The sequence below is a fragment of the Paenibacillus nitricinens genome, from assembly GCF_052056485.1.
In the GTDB taxonomy this organism is placed as follows: domain Bacteria; phylum Bacillota; class Bacilli; order Paenibacillales; family Paenibacillaceae; genus Paenibacillus_AQ; species Paenibacillus_AQ nitricinens.
This window is the reverse complement of the sequence record NZ_CP183948.1, coordinates 393,118-417,948: the sequence shown is the minus strand read 5'-3', so window position 1 is coordinate 417,948 and position 24,831 is coordinate 393,118. Positions and strand designations below refer to the sequence as shown.

General features: G+C 44.6%; 18 protein-coding genes and 1 riboswitch. Of the genes, 8 read left to right on the top strand and 10 right to left on the bottom strand.

The window, feature by feature from the left end:
• The first annotated feature begins 54 nt into the window (after window positions 1-54).
• Window positions 55-657 (top strand): TasA family protein, encoded by a 603-nt coding sequence (locus tag ACN6KS_RS01855; protein ID WP_440961208.1) that lies wholly within the window; start codon window positions 55-57, stop codon window positions 655-657.
• Between the two features lie 159 nt (window positions 658-816).
• Window positions 817-1,146 (top strand): helix-turn-helix domain-containing protein, encoded by a 330-nt coding sequence (locus ACN6KS_RS01850; protein WP_256989782.1) that lies wholly within the window; start codon window positions 817-819, stop codon window positions 1,144-1,146.
• 181 nt (window positions 1,147-1,327) lie between these two features.
• Here ACN6KS_RS01850 and ACN6KS_RS01845 read toward each other — a convergent pair whose 3' ends face one another.
• Window positions 1,328-1,483, bottom strand: a complete 156-nt coding sequence (locus ACN6KS_RS01845) for an anti-repressor SinI family protein (RefSeq protein ID WP_143812120.1) — start codon at window positions 1,481-1,483, stop codon at window positions 1,328-1,330.
• Between the two features lie 27 nt (window positions 1,484-1,510).
• Window positions 1,511-1,595, bottom strand: a riboswitch (cyclic di-GMP riboswitch).
• A 471-nt stretch (window positions 1,596-2,066) separates the two neighbouring features.
• Between ACN6KS_RS01845 and ACN6KS_RS01840 the strand changes: the two genes are divergently transcribed.
• A complete protein-coding gene (locus ACN6KS_RS01840) occupies window positions 2,067-4,934 on the top strand; it encodes a 2-oxoglutarate dehydrogenase E1 component (protein ID WP_440961207.1) in 2,868 nt (955 codons plus the stop codon).
• A gap of 52 nt (window positions 4,935-4,986) precedes the next feature.
• Window positions 4,987-6,261, top strand: coding sequence for a 2-oxoglutarate dehydrogenase complex dihydrolipoyllysine-residue succinyltransferase (gene odhB, locus ACN6KS_RS01835; protein ID WP_094869654.1), 1,275 nt, complete (start codon window positions 4,987-4,989; stop codon window positions 6,259-6,261).
• A 402-nt stretch (window positions 6,262-6,663) separates the two neighbouring features.
• On the opposite strand, the gene ACN6KS_RS01830 is transcribed toward odhB, so the two are convergent.
• From ACN6KS_RS01830 to ACN6KS_RS01810, 5 genes are all read right to left on the bottom strand, one after another.
• On the bottom strand, window positions 6,664-7,626 hold the full coding sequence (locus ACN6KS_RS01830; protein WP_440961206.1) for a hypothetical protein: 963 nt from the start codon (window positions 7,624-7,626) through the stop codon (window positions 6,664-6,666).
• Window positions 7,587-8,195 (bottom strand): RNA polymerase sigma factor, encoded by a 609-nt coding sequence (locus ACN6KS_RS01825; RefSeq protein ID WP_094876722.1) that lies wholly within the window; start codon window positions 8,193-8,195, stop codon window positions 7,587-7,589. The genes ACN6KS_RS01830 and ACN6KS_RS01825 overlap by 40 nt, the downstream gene beginning before the upstream one ends.
• Window positions 8,196-8,566: 371 nt before the next feature.
• Window positions 8,567-9,817: an L-lactate MFS transporter gene (locus tag ACN6KS_RS01820; RefSeq protein WP_094869651.1), complete on the bottom strand. Its 1,251-nt coding sequence runs from the start codon at window positions 9,815-9,817 to the stop codon at window positions 8,567-8,569.
• 126 nt (window positions 9,818-9,943) lie between these two features.
• Entirely contained in the window at window positions 9,944-10,672 is a 729-nt protein-coding gene (locus ACN6KS_RS01815; protein ID WP_094869650.1) for a LytR/AlgR family response regulator transcription factor, read from the bottom strand.
• Window positions 10,669-12,273 (bottom strand): sensor histidine kinase, encoded by a 1,605-nt coding sequence (locus ACN6KS_RS01810; protein WP_280787205.1) that lies wholly within the window; start codon window positions 12,271-12,273, stop codon window positions 10,669-10,671. The genes ACN6KS_RS01815 and ACN6KS_RS01810 overlap by 4 nt, the downstream gene beginning before the upstream one ends.
• Window positions 12,274-12,535: 262 nt before the next feature.
• Between ACN6KS_RS01810 and ACN6KS_RS01805 the strand changes: the two genes are divergently transcribed.
• Window positions 12,536-13,051 carry a nucleotidyltransferase family protein gene (locus ACN6KS_RS01805; RefSeq protein WP_179283662.1) on the top strand — a complete coding sequence of 172 codons (516 nt, stop codon included), beginning with the start codon at window positions 12,536-12,538 and terminating at the stop codon, window positions 13,049-13,051.
• Between the two features lie 51 nt (window positions 13,052-13,102).
• On the opposite strand, the gene ACN6KS_RS01800 is transcribed toward ACN6KS_RS01805, so the two are convergent.
• Window positions 13,103-14,620: a methyl-accepting chemotaxis protein gene (locus ACN6KS_RS01800; protein ID WP_440961205.1), complete on the bottom strand. Its 1,518-nt coding sequence runs from the start codon at window positions 14,618-14,620 to the stop codon at window positions 13,103-13,105.
• A 244-nt stretch (window positions 14,621-14,864) separates the two neighbouring features.
• Here ACN6KS_RS01800 and ACN6KS_RS01795 point away from each other — a divergent pair, with 244 nt between their 5' ends.
• Complete coding sequence (locus ACN6KS_RS01795; RefSeq protein ID WP_440961204.1) at window positions 14,865-15,959, top strand: GGDEF domain-containing protein; 1,095 nt, start codon at window positions 14,865-14,867, stop codon at window positions 15,957-15,959.
• A gap of 60 nt (window positions 15,960-16,019) precedes the next feature.
• On the opposite strand, the gene ACN6KS_RS01790 is transcribed toward ACN6KS_RS01795, so the two are convergent.
• On the bottom strand, window positions 16,020-19,163 hold the full coding sequence (locus ACN6KS_RS01790; RefSeq protein ID WP_440961203.1) for an EAL domain-containing protein: 3,144 nt from the start codon (window positions 19,161-19,163) through the stop codon (window positions 16,020-16,022).
• Between the two features lie 291 nt (window positions 19,164-19,454).
• Here ACN6KS_RS01790 and ACN6KS_RS01785 point away from each other — a divergent pair, with 291 nt between their 5' ends.
• Together ACN6KS_RS01785 and ACN6KS_RS01780 are read left to right on the top strand one after the other, a co-directional pair.
• On the top strand, window positions 19,455-19,598 hold the full coding sequence (locus ACN6KS_RS01785; protein ID WP_167348483.1) for a hypothetical protein: 144 nt from the start codon (window positions 19,455-19,457) through the stop codon (window positions 19,596-19,598).
• Between the two features lie 170 nt (window positions 19,599-19,768).
• Complete coding sequence (locus ACN6KS_RS01780; protein WP_440961202.1) at window positions 19,769-22,096, top strand: TPM domain-containing protein; 2,328 nt, start codon at window positions 19,769-19,771, stop codon at window positions 22,094-22,096.
• A 100-nt stretch (window positions 22,097-22,196) separates the two neighbouring features.
• Here the strand turns inward: ACN6KS_RS01780 and ACN6KS_RS01775 are convergent, their stop codons facing one another.
• Window positions 22,197-23,798 (bottom strand): ATP-binding protein, encoded by a 1,602-nt coding sequence (locus ACN6KS_RS01775; RefSeq protein ID WP_094869706.1) that lies wholly within the window; start codon window positions 23,796-23,798, stop codon window positions 22,197-22,199.
• Window positions 23,799-23,978: 180 nt separating this feature from the next.
• Entirely contained in the window at window positions 23,979-24,767 is a 789-nt protein-coding gene (locus tag ACN6KS_RS01770) for a formate/nitrite transporter family protein (protein WP_094869645.1), read from the bottom strand.
• Window positions 24,768-24,831 lie beyond the last annotated feature (64 nt).

Sequence of the window (24,831 nt, the reverse complement as noted above, 5' to 3'; positions counted from 1 at the left end):
TACAATATATAAATTTTATAAAAAAACCACAAAAACCGAGGAGGAATTTTAATTATGGGTATCAAAAAAACATTGGGTCTTGGCGTAGCATCTGCAGCACTGGGTTTATCATTGATTGGTGGAGGAACTTTCGCTTACTTTAGTGACACTGCAACAAGTACCTCTACATTCGCAGCGGGTACACTCGATTTGAACTCTGACCCTTCTGTTATCGTTAATCTGGATAAATTGAAACCAGGTGACACAATCAAGAGAGATTTCAAATTGAATAATGATGGTAACATCGATATCGGATCTATTGTTCTTAAAACAAAGTACGACGTTAATGATGTAGGTGGTAACAACAACGGTGTTGATTTAGGTCAATTCATCCAAGTCGAATTCATACAAAATAAGGACAAGAGCGGCAACTTAATCCCAGATATTGTTGTTTATAAAACAACACTAGCTGAATTGAAAAATTTAACACCAGATCTCGTAGAAAAGCTACCGTTCATAGGTAATGAGGCATCCGGCATTAAAGCAGGTACATCTGATAGCTTCACCGTCCAATTCAAATTTGTGGATGACGGTAAAGATCAGAACATTTTCCAAAAAGATGTGTTGACACTGACTTGGGATTTCTTTGCTAAGCAATCCGCTGGAGTCGCTAGATAATCTAATAAGTCTTCCATTCGAAGAGCAGCAGATTCTTATTCCGGAAAGCGGATAAGTAGATGCTGCTTTTCTCTTTACAATAAACTTTGTCGAATTTATCGATATTTGCTATACTAATAACAAAAAATACGGAGGGGCGTCAGCATAGTGGCACAAAATATGGGCCAACGTATCCAGCATCTCCGCCTAGAAAAGGGATTCTCCCTATCTGAGCTTGCGGACAGAGCGGATGTTGCTAAATCGTATCTTAGCAATGTGGAGAGAAACATCCAATCCAATCCTTCCATCCAGTTTATCGAAAAGATCGCCGATGCGCTTCAGGTATCCATCCATGCTTTGCTCTATGGAGAGCCTAATGATGCTGAGGAATCGCCTTTAGATTCGGAATGGTTCCGATTGGTGCAGGAAGCTATGGCCTCAGGCATAAGCAAACGCGAATTCAAGGAGTTTCTGGACTACCAGAAATGGCGCCTGGATCAGAAGGACTAATCCTTCATCTGATCTAATAAGATCCTCTTCTACTCATACTATCAAACATAAACGCCTTCGCCCTCCTAACATGGATGGCCTAGGCGTTTTATATTCTAACCATGTATCGTGTACAACTTATAGAAAAAGGACACAGCGATTTATCGCCATGCCCTTTTTCGGTATATAACGCTCTAATGTATTACTGCACGGCTTGCACAGTCTTCTCCTGAAAGAATCGACGAATTTCATCTGCCTTTATGCCAGCCTTCTTAGCTGCTAATAATAAATGTACCCACTCTACGTCTACATCAATAACCTGCTGTTCTCTGTTGCTTCCCTGGTTGGACTTGTCCAAAAAATCTCCTCCTAAGATTTTACGTCCCCAGGCAATCCGGCTGTCATAGTATTTCTACCTTAGACCCGCGACTTTGTGCCCCTGTCTTTCGGCAGGTTTACCTTTTACTGGACCCTTTACACGAAAGGATCTACTTCAAAAAGGATGAAAAACGCTAACTGCAATAACATTATACTATACTAAAGTGGAAAAGTGTGTCGATTTCTGATTAGTTTTTCCATTAAAAAACAAAAAATAGAAGCTCTTTTCTGTGATATCTTGTCCTATTAACACGATACTCGTCCTATTCATAAAATTAATTAAGACAATATAATGATGCTTCCTTCCCTATTAGTTAAAAATAAGGATATTAGAATCATTTTAGTGGGCCTTAGGAATGGGTAATGAGAAGAAACAGCGTTCTTTTCATTAGAACAAGCTAACCCATACCATTTTGCGAACGTATTGGACGAAAGAATGAATTGATTACACGTGTGGAAAGTAGCACAATAAGATGAGAAATGAAACCGCAATCATCACAGCTCCAGTAAGCGTTGACACAAAATGTCACGTATGGAGTTCATCCGTTAAGGAGGATGTATTCATGGCAGCCAAAGAGCCCTATAACGAATCCATTTGGAGTAAGTATTACGGACCCAATTTAGGCTACATTCAAGAAAGATATGAACAGTTTGTGAAAGATCCATCCACCGTAGAGAATAATTATCGCGAGCTTTTTACAAATTCGGGTCCCCCACCCCTAACACCGGACAGCGAACCGGCTCCACAGCCTCGCATTTCGGGAGACACCGAATGGCTTAGAAAGGCAGTAAGAGCTTCCAAGCTAATCGCTAATATTCGTATATATGGCCATATGGCCGCTGATATTGATCCGCTTGAGCGTGATCACAATCCCATGGCTAAATATCTCGAACTCGAAACCTATGAGCTGACTCGTGAGGATCTGATCGCACTACCTGCCACGCTCATTTGGGAGAATGCCCCGAATGATGTGCATACCGGATGGGATGCAGTTCAGCGTATGCGTCAGGCTTACACCAAGACGATCGCCTATGAATTCGGGCATGTGCATGAAGAAGAAGAACTGAAATGGTTGAACAGACAGGCAGAATCCACAAGCTCACCAGCGCCTTTAAATAATACAGAACGTAAAGAGCTGCTAAACCGCCTGATCCAAGTCGAGCAATTCGAAACCTTCCTCCACAAAACCTTTGTGGGTCAGAAGCGTTTCAGCTTGGAAGGCAATGACGCTCTCGTACCGATGCTCGATGAAATCGTACGCGCTGCTGCGCATGACGGTGCAGAGCATATTCTGATGGGCATGGCGCATCGTGGTCGCCTCAACGTTCTTGCCCATATTTTGGGCAAACCTTATGATATTATATTTTCAGAGTTTCATCATTCTCCAAACAAGGAGCTTTTCCCTTCCGAAGGCTCTACAGGCATTAACTATGGCTGGACGGGTGATGTGAAATACCATCTCGGTGCAGACCGCGCTGTTCGCGAAGGAGAAACCGTACGCACAAGAATAACACTAGCGAATAACCCAAGTCACTTGGAATTCGTCAATCCTGTCGTGGAAGGCTTCACTCGTGCTGCTCAAGAAGATCGGAGCACAGCCGGATTGCCGAAGATTGATACCAGTAAAGCTATAGCGGTGCTAATGCATGGCGACGCTGCTTTTCCAGGTGAAGGAATTGTTGCAGAAACACTTAATATTGGCAAACTTCAAGGTTATCAGAATGGCGGGACGATCCATATCATTGTTAATAACCGGATCGGCTTTACGACAGAAAGTGAAGACTCCCGTTCAACGCATTATGCGAGTGACATCGCAAAAGGATATGAAATTCCAATTATCCATGTCAACGCTGATGATCCCGATGCCTGTATATCAGCTGTTCGTTTAGCTAGCGCATATCGCAATCAATTCAAAAAGGATTTCGTTATTGATCTCATCGGTTATCGTCGTCATGGACATAACGAAATGGATGATCCTGAAACTACACAACCTATCGTGTACGGCAAGGTGCGTAATCATCCAACCGTTTACAAGGTGTATGCGGAGCGGCTACAGCGTGAGAAAATCCTTACAGCTGAAGATGTACAAAAGATGCACATTGAAACAGAAGGCGTATTGCAACGTGCATACGATAGTATGAAGGAAGGCAATCACAAGAAAAAAGAACCAAAAGCCTTCGTTCCTCTTCAAACAGAGCGCTCAGCGGCAGGGACTACAGCCGTACCGATCTCCAGTCTGCAAGAGATTAATCGTGAGCTACTAACCGTACCTGATGGATTCCAAGTCTATCCGAAACTGGAACGTATTCTGCAGCGTCGCAAGGATGCATTGAATGAGGGTGAAAAGGTCGACTGGGCACTCGCCGAGTCTCTCGCTTTCGCTACCATCCTGAAGGATGGAACGCCAATTCGACTTAGCGGTCAGGATGCACAGCGCGGCACCTTTGCACACCGCCATCTAGTACTGCACGACAGCAAAACAGGAGAATTATTCTCTCCGCTTCATCAGCTAAGTAATTCCCGTGCTTCCTTTGGCGTATATAACAGTCCGCTATCTGAAGCTTCTGTGCTAGGTTTTGAGTATGGATATAATGTGTTCGCACCAGAAACTTTCGTCATCTGGGAAGCACAATATGGCGACTTCGCCAATGCAGGTCAGGTTATATTTGATCAGTTCATTGCCGCCGGACGTGCGAAATGGACACAGCGCAGCAATCTCGTCGTCATGTTACCGCATGGTTACGAGGGACAGGGACCCGAGCATTCCAGTGGTAGATTAGAACGCTTCCTGCAGTTATCCGCGGAAGAGAACTGGACCGTTGCCAACTTGACCACTGCTTCTCAATATTTCCATGTCTTGCGGCGCCAAGCTGCTTTATGTGGACAGGAAGACGCTAAACCACTGGTGATTATGACGCCGAAGAGTCTCATTCGTAATTCGCGCAGCACATCTGCCGGTACTGAGCTCGCCTCCGGACAATTCCAGCCTGTATTAGCAGAGCCCCTGCTAGGCCAGAAACCAGGTGAGGTCAAACGTCTAGTAGTCTGCAGCGGTAAAGTAGCTATCGACATCCAAACAGAGCTAGAGGCTGCTTCAGACAAAGATTGGTCATGGCTACATGTACTACGCTTGGAGCAACTCTACCCGTTCCCAGAAGTTGAACTGAGTGCTCACTTAAGCTCCTTCACATCCCTTCAGGAAATTGTCTGGGTGCAAGAAGAGCCGAAGAATATGGGCGGATGGAGTTATACCGAACCTCGGTTACGCGCCATCGCACCGAACAACACTAGCGTAAGATATATCGGACGTCCTGAACGTTCCAGTCCTGCGAGTGGTTATGCAGATGTTCATAGCTTTGAACAGCGTAGAATTGTTTCAGAGGCCCTAAAAGCAAATTCACAAGTACAAACAGCTGTACCATCCTCTTAAGAGGATGGTATCACAATAGCGTAAACCATTATGTTTGGGGAGGTAACGGCCTGTGTCAGAAATCTTAGTACCCGATCTGGGAGAATCTATATCCGAAGGAACCATCTACAAATGGCTGGTTAAAGAAGGCGACACGGTAGGTCAAGGTGATGTGCTTGCTGAGTTAGAGACGGATAAAGTCAATTTGGAAATTAGTGCGGAGGTGGAGGGTGTCATCTCCTCCATCCTGCGTCAAGCGGGCGAGAACGTAGCCGTTGGCGAAGCCATCGGCATCATTGGAGCCGCTAGCGGCAGTACACCGCAGGCCGCTGAGAGCAAAGCGCCTGAAGCGGCACCGGCAAGCGGCAGCGCAGCAGCCGCACCTGTAGCAGCGCCCGAAGTCGCTGTAGCGGGTGGCGAAAGCCCCGCTGCACTGGCATCGCCGGGCGCACGCAAGCTGGCACGGGAGCGCGGCATCGACCTCGGCGATGTTAGCGCCCGTGATCCTATCGGCCGGATTGGTCAGGCCGATGTGTCGGGCCATGGTGCAGCAGCGCCACAGGCCGCTGCACCGGTAGCTCCGGCGGCGCAAGCCAAGCCGGAGCCAGCGAAGCCGGCAGCGAGCAAAGCCGCGCCGGACGATGGCAAGCACGTGGAGCGCAAGCGCATGTCGCGCAGACGGCTCACGATTGCCAGCCGCTTAGTTGAAGCGCAGCAAACTGCAGCCATGCTGACCACCTTCAACGAGGTGGATATGACCGCGATCCTCGACATCCGTAAACGCCGTAAGGATGCGTTCAAAGAGAAGCATGAAGTTGGACTAGGCTTCATGTCCTTCTTCACCAAAGCTGTGATCGGAGCACTGAAGACCTATCCACTGCTGAACGCTGAGATCGACGGTGAAGATCTGGTCGTTAAGAAGTTCTACGACATCGGTATTGCAGTTGCAGCTAAGGAAGGTCTGGTGGTTCCGGTTGTCCGTGACGCGGATCGCCTAAGCTTCCCGGAAATCGAACGCCAAATTGGCGATCTCGCTTCCAAAGCACGCGCCAATACACTCAGCCTCTCCGAGCTACAAGGCGGAACGTTCACCATCACAAACGGTGGTGTATTCGGTTCCCTGTTATCCACTCCGATTCTGAATACGCCTCAAGTGGGTATTCTAGGGATGCATAAGATTCAATTGCGCCCCATCGCGCTGGACGAAGAAAGAACTGTTAACCGCCCAATGATGTACATCGCCCTTTCCTACGATCACCGGATCGTTGACGGCTCTGAAGCGGTTAGCTTCCTTGTCAAAGTGAAGGAATTGCTGGAAGATCCAGAAGCGCTGCTGCTGGAAGGCTAACCCTGATGGATCTTTCGACTTAAGAATATAAAGAAGGTATCCCTAAAGCTTCGCATTAGGGATACCTTCTTTTATATCTGAATCAAATTTTGAGATGAATTATTTCATAAGTACAAGGTGAATCATGAATCCCTAGGTTAGAAAGCCCGGCGCTGTCAGCAATGCTTCCTACCTTGCATATGATCTAACTGCATTTTGTACACTTATTTATTTCTGATCTCCCATATCCTCTTCCTTCATTGCATTCTCTACAACTAAAATCGCAAAAACGTTTATTTCCACTAATCTAAGCATCAATAGCTGTATTAAATACAACTACAGGGCTTATATAAAGGTATTAGTTAACTTTAATTGTATATAGTACAACTAACTTAGCGCATGCAACTACAAAACTACAAGAATCTACTTCAGCAGCTCACCAGCCACCTGAAGAAATTGCTCCTTGGTCAAAATCTTATCTCCGTAGCTAGTGAGCGTATAATACGCATCCTGCTTCTCGTTATACCAATTCAGATAGTCGTAACTGACCTCTTTCTTTACTACTTTGTTATAAACAACCTCCGTACCTGCTACTACAATCTTATCCGCTTGATTCTCAGGTTCTTGCTCCACGAACACTTTCCCGCCATGCATGATCGTGGCAGAGATACCTATAAAAGCATTATTCTTCGAATAAATTGCACTGATCCAGCCTGGTTCCGACCATGGAATAGCCTTCATAAATATATTATGGCTCCCCTTCTCTTTGTTTGCCTGGGCTGTAAGATCTTGTAATGTCTCCTGGTATCGAGAACTTTTCTTATCTGCATCCGTTGTCGGATAATTAGGGTATATAACCCCATATTTAAAGGCATACCCTGATGCCATTGCAGGAAGCATCGGTGCCTCTGTCCGTTTGATTTCCTTTAAGAAATCAGAGTATACGCCTATCCGCTGCTCTTTATACTTAAATTGCAATTGTGTCGCCATGCCTTCTGCACCTGCTTTGTTGTTCATCAAATATGCAATCAGCTCACCCGGTTTAGCAAATGTATCGGCTTGCTGCGCATATTTATCATAGGAGGCTACTCCTGCCAATTCATTCGGGGCAACATGCTGGACCTTCACTACGCCTTCACTATTGCGGATCTGGATATATTCCGATGCAGCATAGGCTGTCACAGAGATCAGCAGGAACAATGCTAACATACTGGCAAATGCCGTTGTTTTATTCATCATCCGCAGCGAAAAAGCCCGCTTTCGAGAGGATATGCCATGGATACGACCCATGACCTTCTCTTCTACATCGATTTTACCCAGAAGTTCATTGCCGGCCGAGGCATAGATTATATCTTGGTATTCATCGCTGATTGTGGTTCGTTCCATTTGATCTCCTCCTCCAATTTTATAGCTTCCTGCACCTTCCGCTTGATCCGGTTCATTCTCTTCGTCAGTGCATTCGGACTGACCCCAAGAATTTCGCCTATCTCTGCATAAGTCTTCTCTTCAAAGACCCGCAAAATAAGCATATTCCTCTCTTCCAGCGATAACTGTGTTAATGCGGCTGACAATGAGGGATTAAACAACCGATCATCCAGCTCTTGTTCAGGACTTGCAGACATAAAATCAGGCTTGAAGATACTCATGACCCGCTTTTGCAAACGGCGTCTGCGCAGCAGGTTTAAACAATGATGATACGCGATACGATAAAGCCATGCCGAGAAATGCATTTGCAATTTGTATTGATGGATAGATTGATAGCCCTTTACCAAAATATCCTGAACTGCGTCCTCCGCATCCTGCTTGTTCTCTAACAAACGATAACAATAGCGATAGATCGGCATTTGAAAAGCTTGGACAATAAAAGCATATTGGTCGGTATTGCCTTTTTGCACACTAGCTATGCACTCTTCCAATTCCTTGGGGTCTAACAAATCCTGTGGCGATGTAAGCACCTCCTTACCCTTTATATCTTCTATAACACTTGAGCCTAGAAAAAAGTGCCTATGTACACCAAAATCGGAGCAAATCAGTATAAACCTTTGTTACACAGAAGTAATTCCAGCGTGATATAGAATGTTTAACAGACCAAGGAAACCTTATTTCAGAAAAATATGCAGCTTCCGCCTACAGTCGGACTCAAATGCTGCCATTTGCTCAAATTCACTCCAATTATACACATTTATAGGCTAATAAGAGCTATGCAGTCTGTATAGCTCTTAGACTCCACAGGTATTTTTGGGGGCACACTCCACGTACTGAACACACTTCTAACCAATAAAAAAACGTACAACTGTTGTCAGTTGTACGTCTTTTATAAATATCCTTAAGCCGTCCGTTCTGTAGCTTTGAGCCGAAGCGCCTTCTTCTCTTCCGCTTTCTCCACTGGCGGTTTTAGCGAAATCGCGATGATGCAGGCCAGCAGACACAAGAGACCAAAGATCACGAAAGTAGGTTTAAACCCGCCCAGGAAGACGGCGATGAACGAACCGGAAAGGGCTCCAATACCGAAACCTTGATATACGATTCCATAGTTCTTACTGTGATTTTTAAGACCAAAGAAGTCACTGACAATCGCCGGGAACACTGTAATGTTACCCCCGAAACAGAATGCAATGGCTGCTACACAAGTGAAGAACAGTCCGAAATTCAGCGTCGCATAGCTAAGGGTCAGCATAGCGGCTGCCGTTACTGCAAGCGAAGCACCTACCAGCTTCAAACGGCTCATTTTGTCAGACAAGGCACCCAAGATTAAACGCCCTGCTGTATTAAAAATTGCAATCATCGCTACGGCATTAGCTGCCGTCTGTACATCAAGTCCAGCCAGCTGCACCCCGATGTCTTTAACAATACCGATCAAATACAGACCACACATACAAGCGGTAAAGAAAATGATGAATAACAGATAAGCTTCTTTTGTACGTAGCATTTCTTTTACCGTGTAGTCCTTCGGTTTAGCGATAGTCGAAGCTGATGTTGCACCCAGTGATGCCGTTTGTACTGGAGCTTCTCTGACAAGTAAGGAACCGATTACAATCATCACCATAACAATCATGCCCCAATACATAAACGTATTAGACACACCCACCGAGTCGATCAAACTACCATTGATATATTTAAATATCAAGCTCCCCGTTCCGTAAGCACCCACGGACACACCGGAGATTAAGCCTTTATTATTCGGAAACCATTTAATTAAGTTAGATAATGAAGTGATATAAGCTGTTCCGTCTGCAAAACCAACGATTACCCCAGCCAATATATAGAACATTAGCAGCGAATTCGCCTGAGAGCTAAGAATCAATCCTAGACCAAGCACAATCCCTGCGGTGGCAGTTAACCGGCGAAGACCAAAACGATCCTGCAATTTCCCTGCGAACAAAGTCGCAAAAGCGAGTGCAAAGCTCGTGATCGAAAACGTAATCGAAACAGCGTTAAGCTCCCATCCGAATTTTGTTACCAGATGTGCATTGAACAAGCTCCATGTATAAATGGTACCTAGACCCATCTGCATAATTACGGTTCCTAATACGATAAGCCACCGTTTTGCGTTTTTGTTGTCTTTCGTCGAAGTCATGGTCTATTCCTTCTTTCTCTCTCGTGATGTGCTACAAGAGCTTCTATCGCCTCTTTATTGTAGCTAAACCAGCGGATGTTGAGAGAAATCTGGCATGAAATGACGCAAATGAAGAATGAACTGCATTTATAAGCGCATGATCTGCCTGAATTCTTTTACCTTACTGCGACTTACGGGCACCTCAAACTCCAAATCATGCAAACGCAGCAAGTACGTATTGTTGAACCAAGGGATGATTTCCTTGATTTTGGACAGGTTAACGATATAGGAACGATGGCAGCGAAAAAAACGATCCTCCGGCAGTCGATTATAAAAATCGCTGATGCTGAGCGCCATACTATATTCCTCACCTTTAGTTATTACGCTCGTACTTTTCTCTTGTGCGGAGGCGTAATAAATATCGTCGGCATTCACTACGATAATCTTTTCGTTTTTCCACAGATTCACCTTATCACTGACGGGATTACGTTCCTCTTCCCCCTGTCTTCCGCGAGCAACGAATGCCCCCTCTAGCTTGTGCAGCATAGCTTTAATGCGAACCTCACTGTAGGGTTTAAGAATATAGTCAAACGCTTCAATCTCAAATGCCTCAGCGGCATGCTCCTTATACGCAGTAATAAACACTATATAAGGTTTTACCGAGAATCTGCTAATATTCTGAGCCAGCAGCACTCCGTCTATCGAGGGAATGTTAATGTCCAGAAAGATCACATCTACCGTCTCAACCTGTAAAAATTTGAGTGCATCCAGCCCATCTTCAAATTGTGCGGCAATATCGATCCCGCTGTGTGTCTCTATTAAATAAGCCAGCTCCTGTCTTGCCAGCTCTTCATCCTCTACGATGATCGCTCTCATAGCCCCTCCTTTTTGACATCAAAAAAGATGTCCGTCCCTTTATCCAATCTCTGAATGGTAAGTCCTGTCCCATAGATCAGCTTGACCCGTTGATGTACATTAAATAGTCCGATTTTATTCTCCGGCATATCGCCAGCATAGACCTTCTCTATGGTATCTTCGCTGATGCCAGCTCCGGTATCCCGAATGCCAACCCGCACATTATCGCCTTGATCTTTTACAGAAATCGTTACCGTTCCCGTCCCTCTTACCTTCAGTATGCCATGGATGATCGCATTCTCTACAAGCGGCTGAATAATCAGACTCGGAATCCGAACTTGAACCTCATCAATATCATAAAGCACGTTAAGACGGCTTCCGAAGCGCGCCTTTTCAATCTCAACGTATTGCTGGACCTGCTGTAGCTCTCGTTTAATGTCGATAAATTCATCCGTCAGCTCCAGATTGTATCTCATATAACCGGACAGATTCACGATCAACTCACGCGCCTTATCCGGATTAATCCGGATCGAGGACGCAATCGCGTTCAGCGCATTGAACAGAAAGTGTGGGTTAATGCTTGTCTGCAGCGCCTTTAGCTCCGCTTTGTTCGCCATTTCTTTAATGCCCTCAACCCGCGATACTTCCATTAGCGTAGAGATCATTTGCGACAAACCTACAGCCATAGCTTGTAAAGAATAAGTGATCTTGTGGGCTCTGGTGTAATAGATTTTGAGCGCTCCCGTCACTTCACCTTTTTCCTTCAATGGAATAATAATCAGCGATTTAATCTCCGGATTCACATAATCACTATCGTCGTTACGGATCGTAATCTCACCACTGGACAACGTCACTTTCGTTTCTTCGCTTATAATTTCATTGGTCGTAGTATAATCCTCTTCTCCAACACCAACGTAAGCGAGAATGAGTCTTGTATCCGAAATAGCTACAGCGTCTGCACCGATATCTTCTTTGATAATTTGGCAGATGGTACGAAGCGACTCGGGATTAATATTGCGAAAATATGGCAAGGTCTTATTGGCAATATCCAGTGCCAGCTTGGACTGCTTCGCTGCAATCCGTTCCTTTTCACCCTCCACACTCTGCACTAGCATGACAATCAGACCAACACTAATCTGGCTCATAATCATCGGAAAAGCAATTTTGGACACGATATCCACACCCAGCGATGACGGTTCGGCCATCACCAGAATGAGCAACATCGTCAGGGCTTCACAGGCCATCCCGGCCAAAATACCGGCCATCCAGCGACGTTCACCTGAAGTGCGGCGGTATATTACCCCTGACACAATCCCTGCGGTAATACTCGTAATCAGACAAGGAAGAGAGGTTACCCCTCCAATATCAATTAGAAAACGGTGAACCCCTGAGATGATGCCTGTTATGAGCCCTACCCATGGCCCGAACAAAATCCCACCAGACACGATGGCGATAATTCGTACATTCACAAGCGAGCCTTCCACATTAATCCCACTATAGGTACCAAAGATAGCGAATAAACTGAAGATCGTAGTCGCAATGGCAAGCTCCTGCGGGGCGTAGGTTCCTTTTTGAAAAATCTCTTTAAACCGCGGCAGACGAGTCAGCACGAACAGACACATCAGCAGTAGTGCAGCTCTTTCGAATAATTGCAGTAATATCGTAAACGTATATTGCACGGTCTCCGCCTCCAAAGGACTAGATGTCGACTTATTATAAAGATAGTTCATGCCTCTGTCCATTCAGCCTATCCTTTAATACCTCTATTGAAACTCTTGTTGTATGATAGGAACAGAATAAAAGCATACATATACGGAGGTGGGCGGTTTGCAAAAATTAGAACATGAGGCAGATATCATACAGCTTGTACAAAATGATCCCTGGATGATGGATATATTAGAGAATGCTAGATCGCTGCAGTTACCTGACTGGTGGGTTTGCGCCGGCTTTGTGCGTGCAAAAATTTGGGACACCCTTCACGGCTTCGAAGAACGGACACCTTTGCCAGATGTTGATGTTATTTATTATGACGACAGCAATCTTCAAGAGGAGGTGGAGAAGGATTGGGAGGCGAGACTACGAAGCCTGAATCCTGCTATTCCCTGGTCTGTTAAGAATGAAGCAAGAATGCATACCGTCAATCAACTTCCACCGTATACATCAGCTGTTGATGCGATATCCAAGTTTCCGGAAACCGCTACAGCGCTTGGACTCTCCCTAGATCCATCAGGGAAAATCCTCCTAGTCGCTCCACACGGAATTTACGATGTTATTCATGTAGTATTACGACCTACCCCACATTTTACTGAAAACCCGAGCTTACTCCCTATTTATGAACAACGCGTTATTAAAAAGAACTGGCAGGCGACGTGGAAACAGTTGCAGATCAGCGCTACCTAAAATAACAAAAAGCAAGCCGCTAATATAGCAGGGCTTGCTTTTCTGGTTTTATTACACCGCCAAATCGATACCTACTACACCAACGACATCTCCCTGACGATTCTTAATCGCTCTGGATAATGTAACACAAGAACGCTTCGTAATCGCAGATACATAAGGCTTCGAGACATATTCACCTTCATTTATGGCCCCATTCCACCAATCACGCCGCTTGGCATTCAAGAGGCCAGCCGCTGGCTCGGAATAGATAAAGGTCCCATCCGTCCGATTGGACCAAATGGCTTGTACATCCGGATTTTTTTTAATGTAAGAGATCAAAACACCTTGATGAACTTCAGTATCTGGGTCGTACAGTTCTTCCTTAGCTGAAATTGTCTCCAAGAGACTCTGCATTTCTTGAAGCCGGGCTGCATATTGGCTCATCTCGATTTCTTCTCGACCCGCAATGCCGGTAACCGACTGCTGCAACGATTGCGACTCGGCTAACAGATTGGCGCTGACTTCGTTCAGCTGCCCGATCTGGCTCCGCTGCCGTGTCACCTGTTCCAGCGTAAGATCCACATTGGCAATCGTCTCATTCACGATAGCCACTGCCCCACTCAGCTCCGTCGTCACTTCAACTATCAGCTTGCCCTGCTTCGCGGCAGCATCGATGGTTTCCGTTACTGCGCTGCCTACCTCATCGACTCTCGAAGCAATATCATCGAGTCGAAGCTTCACCGTGCCGACCTCGTTCACCCCACGTTCCACTGAAGCTTGCTCTTTCGTAACGGATTCCAGCACCTGCTGTACTCCGTTATTAATGTCGAGCAAGATGCCGGAGGAACGATCGACCGAGCTCTTGCTTTGATCAGCCAGCTGCCGAATCCGGCTGGCCACCACCGCAAATCCGCGGCCCTGTTCCCCGGCCCGGGCCGCTTCTATGGAAGCATTAAGTGCTAGCAGCGAGGTCTCATCCACAATTCCGTTAATAAGCGTATTGATCTCTTCTACCATCGCAATATGATTACTCAAGATAGTAAACTTAGCTAACATGTCCCCGCTCTGCATCTGTAAATCCTTCATCACAGCATCTGCGATGCTCAAGGAATCTACCATGGTTGTCATTCCTTGACGGGCATATTGCATATTTGACCCCAGTCTCTCCGTCAACTCTTCGATATGTGTGGTAACGGATGCTACTCCGCCCATTGTCCGATAAGCATCTTCAATGTTAGCTTTAGCTTCGTTACTGCGAATCCGCAAATCCATTTCATATTCATGTGAATAATCAGCTGTCCGCTGCAGCTTTTCTGTATGACGGCTGATTTCTTCGAGTGCACCATGCAGTCGGTCCGAAGTAACTACAATCTCATTGCCAAGCAGCTCCACCTTACTATTAGCTTCCTTCAGCAGTACTTCTTTACGATAAACGTAGCGGGACAAATTTAGCAGGACCCAGCCTAGAGAAGCCATAAGCAGGATGATTACCAGCTTATGAATCCAAAACATGTCTATCAACAAACTGTAAACACTGACCAGGAGCAACAGGACGACTACAAAAATCTGGCTTCGACGAATCTGCATCATTATTCCCACTCCACTCGATTGATGTTATGTATTCTAACATTATATCAGCAGAGTTAATTAAAGGAAATACTTTCTATACTATTCCTTTTCGATCAGTCCTTCCACACGCAAATCCATATCTATGGAGGACCTATACCAACGTTACCGTAATATACGAATATATTTGGAGATAATTGGTCGAGAGGGAATCCGTAATTATTGTCGAATATATAAGCAAATTGCCACTGGAAAAGAGGAACACATTATGCATACTACATCTCAAACTCCTCGTCAGACCCATTGGAATCGCGTGCTGCTCAATGCATTCTGGATCATCCTGATTGTGGATTTAAGTATTCATATGTTTGTTTCTCAATGCTTATGGGGCCAACATTCGGATACCCTAACCAGAGGAGAGTTTATTACTCAGTCGCTGATTCCTGATTCCGTCATATTGACTTTGATCATTATTCTGGAATTTATCTATAGATGGAAACCCCAATGGTCCGAGCTAGCGATTACAGTAGCGAGCCATTTATTTGCGCTTCTTATTATCATCAATCTCAATGATGAACTGTATGTTAAGTCATTAATTATGCTGCTGCCGCTGCTTGTATCCATGATCTATATGAAGTCTAGTTATATGATAGCCTCTTCTGCTGTTTGTCTACTGTACACGATCATTTTATTCATCAAGGCATCTAATCACGGGTATGTCCCCATCGCCCAAACTATCATTATTGTTCTTATTTTTGCTTCTACTGCTTTAGCAGGCTTTGCAGTTATCGGTCGCGGGCGTGATTTGATGCGATCCCTGGAGAACTCCGTAAAGTCAGAACAGGAGTTACGCATTCAGAATATAATCATGGACCGGCTATCCAAGATCGATCCTCTGACGGACCTTTATAATCATAAGACGTTTCATGAATACTTAGGATGGCTGATCGATCATCAGCAGAGTAATCCATTTCCTATGCAGCTAGCCGTCATGGACATCGACAACTTCAAAAAAGTAAATGATTCCTATGGGCACTCCGTTGGAGATATCGTATTGCAAAAGGTTGCAGCGATCCTCCTCGAGCATGTCGGTCCTGATGATTTCGCGGCTCGCTTTGGCGGGGAAGAATTTGTCGTCATTCTGACTTCTAAGACCCTTAATCATTCTCATGAGATTATGAAGCATATTCTAACGTCCATCTCCGATACCCCCTTTGCGGAAATGAACGACAAAAACGTAACCGTCAGTATCGGTATGCACGATTTTATAGGTACAGATTCCAAAAACTCTACATTTCAGAAAGCAGACGATGCACTTTATGAGGCTAAGAACACCGGGAAGAACAAAATCGTAATCAGCTAAAGGCCGAACACAAGCAAAAACGCCTTCGGCGTCCCTAATGGACGGTAAGTGTTTTTGTGTTCATCTGCTTGAATCTGACTGCTGTATCCCATAGCGCCTCTGTGTTTCCAAAAGCTCTTCGACTGCCTGCTTTGGCACAGGTCTGCTAATCAGGTAGCCTTGGATCTTGTCGCAGCCTAATTGCTTGAGCACATCCATCTGAATGACCTCTTCTACACCCTCTGCTACAACTTTCAGTCCCATATTATGCCCCAACTGTATAATGGACTGCACAAAAGACTGGCTGTCAGCTTTTTCTGAAAGCGAATCAATAAAGGTTTTATCCATCTTGAGCGTTGAAATCGGCAATTGCTGCAAATAGCTAAGTGATGAATAACCCGTTCCGAAATCATCCAAGGCGATACTAATGCCCTTAGACTTTAGAAACTGCAGCTTACCCAGAATACTCTCAAATGATTTCATAAAAATAGACTCGGTGATTTCCAGCTCAAGGCAGCTTGGATTTAGGCCACTTACTGCCAGACTATCCTGTACCCTCTCGATAAAATCGTTCTGGAATAGCTGAATAATCGAAATGTTGACCGATATTTTATAAGGAACACCAGTACGATCTTGAATACCTTTCATAAAGATGCAAGATTCGCGAAGCACCCATTCACCAATATCGATGATCAGTCTTGAATCCTCAGCAATTTTTATAAAAGAAAGTGGAGATACAGAACCGAGAGATGGGCTGTTCCAACGAATTAAAGCTTCAAAGCCAGAGATGAATCCGGATTCGATATCCATCTGGGGCTGATAGTTCAGTTCAAATTCATTATTGTTCATAGCACTGCGCAAATGTTTCTCTATATTCATTCGTTCATTAAACGCTGTATGCATCGATTTGTCATAGACTACATAAGTTCCTTTGCCATCCTCTTTAGCACGGTACATCGCCACATCCGCATTACTCAAAATTTGCTCGGCCGTCTCCCCATCCTCTGGATAAAAGGAAATTCCGATGCTTAGCGAGACGTACAGATTACTCTCTCCTATTAAAAAGGACTGCCTGAACGCTCTCATTATACGCTCTGCCAGACGCAATACAGCCTCACGATCCTCTGTATCTTTAATAAAAATAACAAATTCATCTCCACCTAGCCGTGAGAGCATATCTCCTTCCCGCATCAGTGACTGCAATCTCTCACTTGCCTTCCGGATGAGTACATCCCCGGATTTATGACCTAGGGTATCGTTGATGTATTTAAAATTATCTGAATCCAGAAACAGCAGTGCAAATTTCCCTCCCGGATGCTTTAGATACTTCTCCATGGTCTCCAGCAGACATAAACGGTTAGGTAAGTTACTAAGCGCATCCACATAAGCCAGACGATGCATATGTTTCTGATTGTCTAGAAGCATATTATATTGTACTAGGAGCTCCTGTTGAGTAGTCGCGAGCTGCTCATAGGTCGCCCCAAGCTCTTGGTAGCTGTTGCTCAGTTTAAGCTCCGCTTGCTTCCGTTCGCTGATATCAATCAAGGAGCCCATGAATAACAGAACTTTATCCTTTGGATTAACGGTAGCCTTCCCCCTAACCTCAAACCACACGATTTGATTATCTTTGGTAATCATGCGGAACTCCGTTTCGAAAATAGGTGTGACACCCTTCAGGTGATCTTGTTTAAGCTTGAGGGTTGTAGCAAGGTCTTCCGGATGAACAATACTAAGCACTCCATCTTCAAACGAATTGATTTCATCCTTCGTGTAACCCATGAGTTCATACCATCGATCCGATAAATTAAAGTGTCTCGCCTCCAAATCAAACTCCCACATATACGCACCAGAACCTTCTGTGGAGAGCCGAATACGCCTTTCACTGATTTGTAGCTTATTAAATTGCTCCTGTAGATCGATCTCTGTCGCTGATAACTCTTCGTATGTAGCTTCCAATTCTTTAAAACTTAACTGTAGCCTAAGCTCATTCTGTTTACGATTATCGATATCCACACCTACAAGGACAAAGATATCGGCTGCTTGCTTATCAAGTCCTTTTAATAAGGCTGTCCGGAATGAGAAATATCGCGCTTCAGATGACTGGTCTGGGAGTTTAATTTCTACGTTGCTGACATATTCGAGACGTATTGCCTGCTTCAGTAGATCCCGGATTATAGCCGTGCTGCCTTCCAGACCTGCGATATCCTCAATATTTACACCCAGTACCTCTTTTTCACTTAAACCCGTCATCTGTTCAGCGAATTTATTAAACCGCACTACCTTTTTATCTGCCTGCACCGCCCAAACTACCATGCCACTATGCTCTATAACATCTTCAAAAAATTGATGCTCTGAATAAACAGCACGCCGTAAACGATTAATATTCATTTTAAGCAGGACTCCACCCAGGATAAGAAGACAGAATAGAAAGATTGCTCCGTAAACCCATCTTTTGTGGATCATGCCTTTATAATAATCAGAATGAACGAAAAAATAGTTCTGGTACAACTCTTCAAAAGCACCCGAATGCTTCAATTCCCCCAATCTCTCGTTAACATAAGAAACTAACTCCGGTGCAGACTTATTGATTGCAAAAGCTACATCCCTGGGATAAAGATCATTCATTTCCTTAATAATACTGTCTGTCTTCCCCTGTTCAACGAGCAGATAATCGACCACCTCCTGATTCTCAAATAGAAGGTCGATCTCCCCTTTTCCTAAAGCCTCCAAGGCTTCAGGAATCGTAGCAAATTCTACGTAATCATTAATTCCCAATTTCCCGTTCAGTACTGTTTCAGAATACTGCCCGTTTCCTAGACCTATCTTATAACCTCCAAGCTTATTTAAATCAATCTTACCCTTAAGCCCTCGCCTTGCGTAGATGGAAATATAGCTTTTGAAAACAGGATCTGAAAATAACAACTCTTGTTTTCGTCCTTCCGTTACTGCCATTAGACCCGCTGTTTCGATATCACCCTGAACGAGCCGATTATACACATCAGGCCACTTCCCTGTACTGTAGTGGACATCATAATCCTGCTTCTCAAAGATCATATTACTCAATTCAATATCAAAACCGGTCATGTACCCATCTTTTATATATTTATAAGGTGGATATTCCAGCTCTACTTGATATTCGATCTCCTTTCTTTCGGCGTGAAGAGCAGTAGGAGGTAAGAGCATAAATAAAATACTAATCAGAAGCAACAGTCTGCACTGCTTCATCGCTCGTTCCCCCTTTTTACTGAATTTACAGTAATATCCTAAATGTTATTCGACAAAATATGGCAATACCCCTGCTTTTTCTTTCCTCGTCACATAATATACGCAAATCCCATCAATGAACCCTTCCCTTTGTAAATTATATAAAATTACGGATGCTACATTTTTATATTGCTTTTTAGATGGAAAATGTGGATAATAGCAATAATGATACAAGTTGATAATGATTATCATTATTAAATAAGTTATTGATTTCACTTTACTATATTTAAGTTAAAAGGAGACTGATCACCCATGAACGTTACCTCTACCCGAACAACACTACAGGTTGACGATTATCTGGATCTGCTCAATCTTGCCGTTAAAGTTGGAGATTTAAAATGGCAAAAAGAAATTAAATCCAGATTGCAATACATTCTCTGTCTGCCGACAAGATAACCTTTCTGAATATTCGCCGCATTCCTTTTAGGGAATGCGGCTTTTTTTGCTTTTATGATTGGCAGCTATGTAAGAATAGGTATCCCCGGGTCACTTGAGGGTTAATGATATAGTATAATTATCAGCATAATATACTGAATACAAAGTCCTTCAGATTGGAGCGTGTCAGCTTGAAAAAGTATATAGCTTTATTCTTATTGATCAGCGTGTTATGGATACCCGGTGCATACGCCGCCGAAATCCCTGCTGAGCAGGGATTAGTAACCGATAAAGCTGGAATGTTCAGTTCCGCAGAAGCGACGTCCATTTCTGCTGCTGCCACTGGAGATCTGATTACTATGCATGTACTCACCGTAGATTCCCTAAACGGCACTCCGGCCGATAAGTACGCCGAGGATACTTACACCTCTTGGGGATTATCCACACGCGATATTCTCTTGCTGATCTCCGCTGGCGACCAGTCCATTGAACTAAATTTTAACAATCCGGGCTTTCAAACCTCGTTAAATGCCTGGTCCCAAAATCAGGGAGGAAAATCAGGAAGTGCTGCCATTACAGCGCTAGTTAATACTTATTTCATCCCTTATGCCAGAGAAGGTGACTTCGCTGGAGGGACAAAGGCTCTAATTAAAGCGGTCCATTCCATCGGGGAGAGTACCGGAAATACTGGAGGAAATGCAGGAAGTGGTAGTGCAGTTGGCAGTACGAATAGCGGTTCAGGGAACGGAACCTCCGGTAAACCAGGGACCTCGGTCAGTACCGGAAGCCGCTCCAATAGCTCCATGTTTACGATTGCCGCCATTCTAATCGGAATCGGACTAATACTACTTGTGCTATTCATAGTGGTCACAGGTCTACGTCGACGCAAACAGCTAAACGCACAACAAGAGCAATTATCCGATTTGCTAGTACAGGCAAATCGAGCATTGGAGTCATTAAAGCCATTTCAAGGGATCGTTCAGGGAAAAACCGAGGTACTGGTAGAAGGCATTTCAAAACGGCTCTCTGCAAAGCTTGTTGAAATCTCTTCACTGCAAAGTGATGGGCAAGGTGTACAGCCACCCTTTTATCATTTGACTGCCCTTAAGGCAGCCGTGGAACAATTACAGCAGACAGAGGCCTCCTTCCGCGCAGCGCTCGAGGAAGAAGAGAAGAACATTGCTGTCATCAGTGAAGCTGATCGCAATGTTAAACAGCGAATTACAGAGCTGAAAGAGGATGCACCAGAGCTTGAAGAGCAGCTGCAGGGTGCGGTTAAAGAAACTGGCTATGCACTTCAAGAAATTGTAGAAGAGCTCAAGGAGCTTGCCGAGGAGACCTCTAAGGCAGATCAATTGGAGCTTTTTGACCCTATCGCCGCACAAGAAATTACCGAGGATGCACAAGATCGCCAAGAAAAGATTGAACAAGACCTGAAGGATGTCGATCTCTACGATGATAAGCTAAATAAGTTCCCTACGGTTTTAGCTGCAACCCGTGCCAAAATCACAAACATCATCGAGCAGAGTTCACTCCACAACATGAAGGTAAAACCATTTGACCGTCTGGAGCAGGCCCGCGCAGAATCGCTAACGCTTGAAGCGCCGCTGCGTGTTGGAGATATGGATGAGGTGCGCAAGATAGGCGCTACTCTTGACCTTCTCCTGGATGAGGCTGTTGCTATGACAGAACAACAAGCACTTCTTCGGCAGAATAACCGCAGAGATTTAGAGTTATTCCGTACCCAGTGGAGCCAATTAAAACAGCGGCGAGACGGACTGCAAAGCCGGATTACCGAAGCACGTATGTATTTTGAAGAACAACATGTATCAACTGTGGAGAACATCCTTACAGCGTGGAGCACACGCCTTCGGGAAGGTGCTAGTGAAGTGGCGCAGATTGAGAATTGGACCAGTGATGAGCGCGGCGAATATGATAAGGCCCACAATGCGCTAGAACAGTTGCTATCCCTCCAAGATGAAGCTGCAAAGCAGTTCGATGGTGTCTCAGAAAGTCTAAATGCACTTCATGAAAGACTGGATAAGGTCACTCGCCTCTTTTCCGAAGGGCAAAGCCGGGTGGAAACAACCCAGCGTATGCTGCATAGCAGAGGGTTATCTTCTAGAATTCGCTTCGAGCTATCCTTACTGCCGGAATACAGTGCACTGGAACATCGTTTGGCATCCCGGCCTTACAATCTTGAGGAACTGGAATCCCTTGGCCGTTCTTATGATTCACAGATCAATTCCTTTGTGAATGAAGCGAACCGACTCGTTCGTCAGAAGGAAGAAGAAGAGCGACTAGCTCAATTAGCTATGCTGAGAGAACAACAACGTCGCGCACAGGCTCGCAAACGAATGTCCTCTGGCCCACCTTCATCAGGTGGATTCGGTGGAGGACGCTCGTCCGGAGGCTCCTCCTGGGGTGGAGGCGGCAGCGGTGGCAAATCCTCCGGCGGATCTTCTTGGGGCGGCGGAGGGAAGTCCGGCCGAAATTCATCAGGCGGATCCAAGTGGTAGACTTTCTCCAAATAAAAGACTCTTCCAGCCTGCATAGGCGGAAGAGTCTTTTATTATGAATTACTGCTCGCACGACGAAGAAATAGCCAAGATAAGCCCTTTATTTTATTGGCAGATAAATCGTAACAGCTGTACCTACGCCCTCTTCACTTGCTATGGCCACGCGTCCTCTATGTGCAGACACTATTTTTTTAACAATCATGATTCCCAGTCCATTACCGTCACCTCTGGTTGTGTGAAAAGGCTGCCCTAATTTATCCAGCACTTCCTTGTTCATACCCTCTCCGTTATCTTTGAAGGTAATCGTCTGGAATCCATTCTCCACATCTAGGGCAACTGTAATGCTTCCGCCAAAGGGCAAGGCTTCCATTGAGTTTCTTAGGATGTTTAGGAAGACCTGCTTAATCTGATTACGGTCACACAAGATATTCGCATCACAATGGAATTGTGTTTTCAATGATATATTATTCATCTCCACTTGAATCGCAAAAATGCTGAGCACTTCCTGCAGAATCGTGCTACATTGTTCTACCCTATAATGCGCGGCCTGCGGTTTACCTAGTATGAGGAACTCGCTCACAATGAGGTTCATTCTTTCTACTTCTGACATGATAAGATCATAATGTAGCAGTTGCGAATCTTTATTGGCTAGTTGAAGCATTCCTTTGACTGTAGTTAGCGGATTACGAATCTCATGTGCGATACTCATGGCTAGTTGTCCAGCGACCACTAGCTTCTCTGTATTGCGCAACACTTCTTCCGTTTTTTTCATCTCTGTGATATTACGAAGACTCCCTATCACACGAGCTAAACATGCATTCGAATCGTAAACCGGAAGCACATCCAGCATATAATGCTCAAATAAACCGTTGCTCTCCTGAATCACTTCCAGCCCAGCACATGCCTCTTGCTGAAGAATGACATGTTGAAAATAAGAGCCCACATTCCGAATTTCGAAGACACTGGCACCGATAACAGATGCTTGATGCTCACCATCCAAATGAAGCATGGTTAAGCAGTTCTCATTTATATTGACGACCGTTCCAAGTTCATCCGTTATAATAACACCCAAGTAATTGGTATCCAATAGAATTCGATTTAAAAGCTGAAGCTCAGCATTCCCCCTACGCAGCAAAATCTCGCGTTCGATAGAGTCAGCCATGGTACAGAGCAAAGGCAATAAGTGGGGATGCGCCACATCAATATCCGCCATAAATGATATCGTCCCTAATATTTCAAGCCCATCCTCTTTATAAAAAGGAGCCGTACAGCACACTAAACGATGAAGAATTTGATGATAATGATCTTGTCCCTTCAACTGAAAAGGCCGCTGATGTTCCAGACACAATGCAATTGAGTTTGTACCCACTTCTTTGTTTAGTTGCACACCTTCTTTGATGCCAACCTGCCCTACGAGATCAATAATCGTCGGATCCCCCTTGAACGCCAATAGATAACCTGCATCATCCGATATCGTAACAAGGATCGGATTACCTTTTACTGAAGAAAGGAACTTGTTTACAAAAAAATCAATAACCTCAATCACTTCACTATATACATGGAGTTGTGACCCCAATTCATCTGCAGCATAACATTTTGGAAAAATAGGAGGCTGCTCTGGATCTATTCCTTGATCAATGCAATGCTGATTGGAAGCCTTAATGATAGTCTCATCCGTCAGTATCCCTGTTGTCTTTTCCAAAGCCTTACCCCATTCTGTATGATTCTTCAATTTTGCAATACTAATATGTATTCTACTTCTTTCCCCCTAATCCTTTTCAACCCTAAAAAATCAAAATATCCCAAAGATGAAGAAATATCTTACAGCACAAAAAACTCCGCTCTTTTAAAGAGCGAAGTTGCGGATTCACATTATTTCTTCTTAATGTTTCGGATCATCCAAAAAAGGTTTGTTCACATAATAATACATAACCCCCATCAGAACCCCGCCGCCAATTAGATTTCCGATTGTAACGGGCACAAGATTATGCACCACACCGCCCCACGAAACCGTTCCCGGATGGTCAAGGACTAATGCAATTGCAAAGGTACACATATTGGCAATACTATGCTCATAACCGGAGATGAAAAAACAGAATACGAATAAGACCATTGCGAACATTTTGGCCCCATCGCCTTTGATATTCATCGGGATGAAAAAAGCCATACAAACGAGCCAGTTACAGAGGATAGCGCGGAAAAAAAGCTGCCCTGCCGGAGCCTCCATTTTATGCTCAACCACATATAGTAAAAAACCATTTACATCAGAACTGTAAAACAGCCCTGTTAAAAAAATCAACAGTGCAAATGCAGCAGCACCAAGAATGTTACCTATATAACTCATGACCCACATGCGTACAACCTCGGACCATTTCATTTTGCGTCTCAAAGCCGTGTACGTGTAATAGAAAGTATCTCCGGTAAATAAGTCCCCTCCACCGTATGAGATTAGGATGATCGCTGCTCCGAAAGTAATCGCAGCCATTGGATACGCAAACGGTGAATGCTCCATATAGAAGTAGTTGCCTGTCTTGAATGCTACAATTACGCCGAACCCGATAAACATACTGGCCAGCATGGCTCTGGCAATATAGCGCAATATACTTTGCCGATAGATCTTCTGTTTCTTAAGTGCTAATTGTTCAACCTGTAGCAGCGCCTCGTTCTCCATGTGACCTCCTTAGGAATTTGGGTTTTCCAGCTAGTTATGGGCTAATCGTGCAATCTTGCGTTAT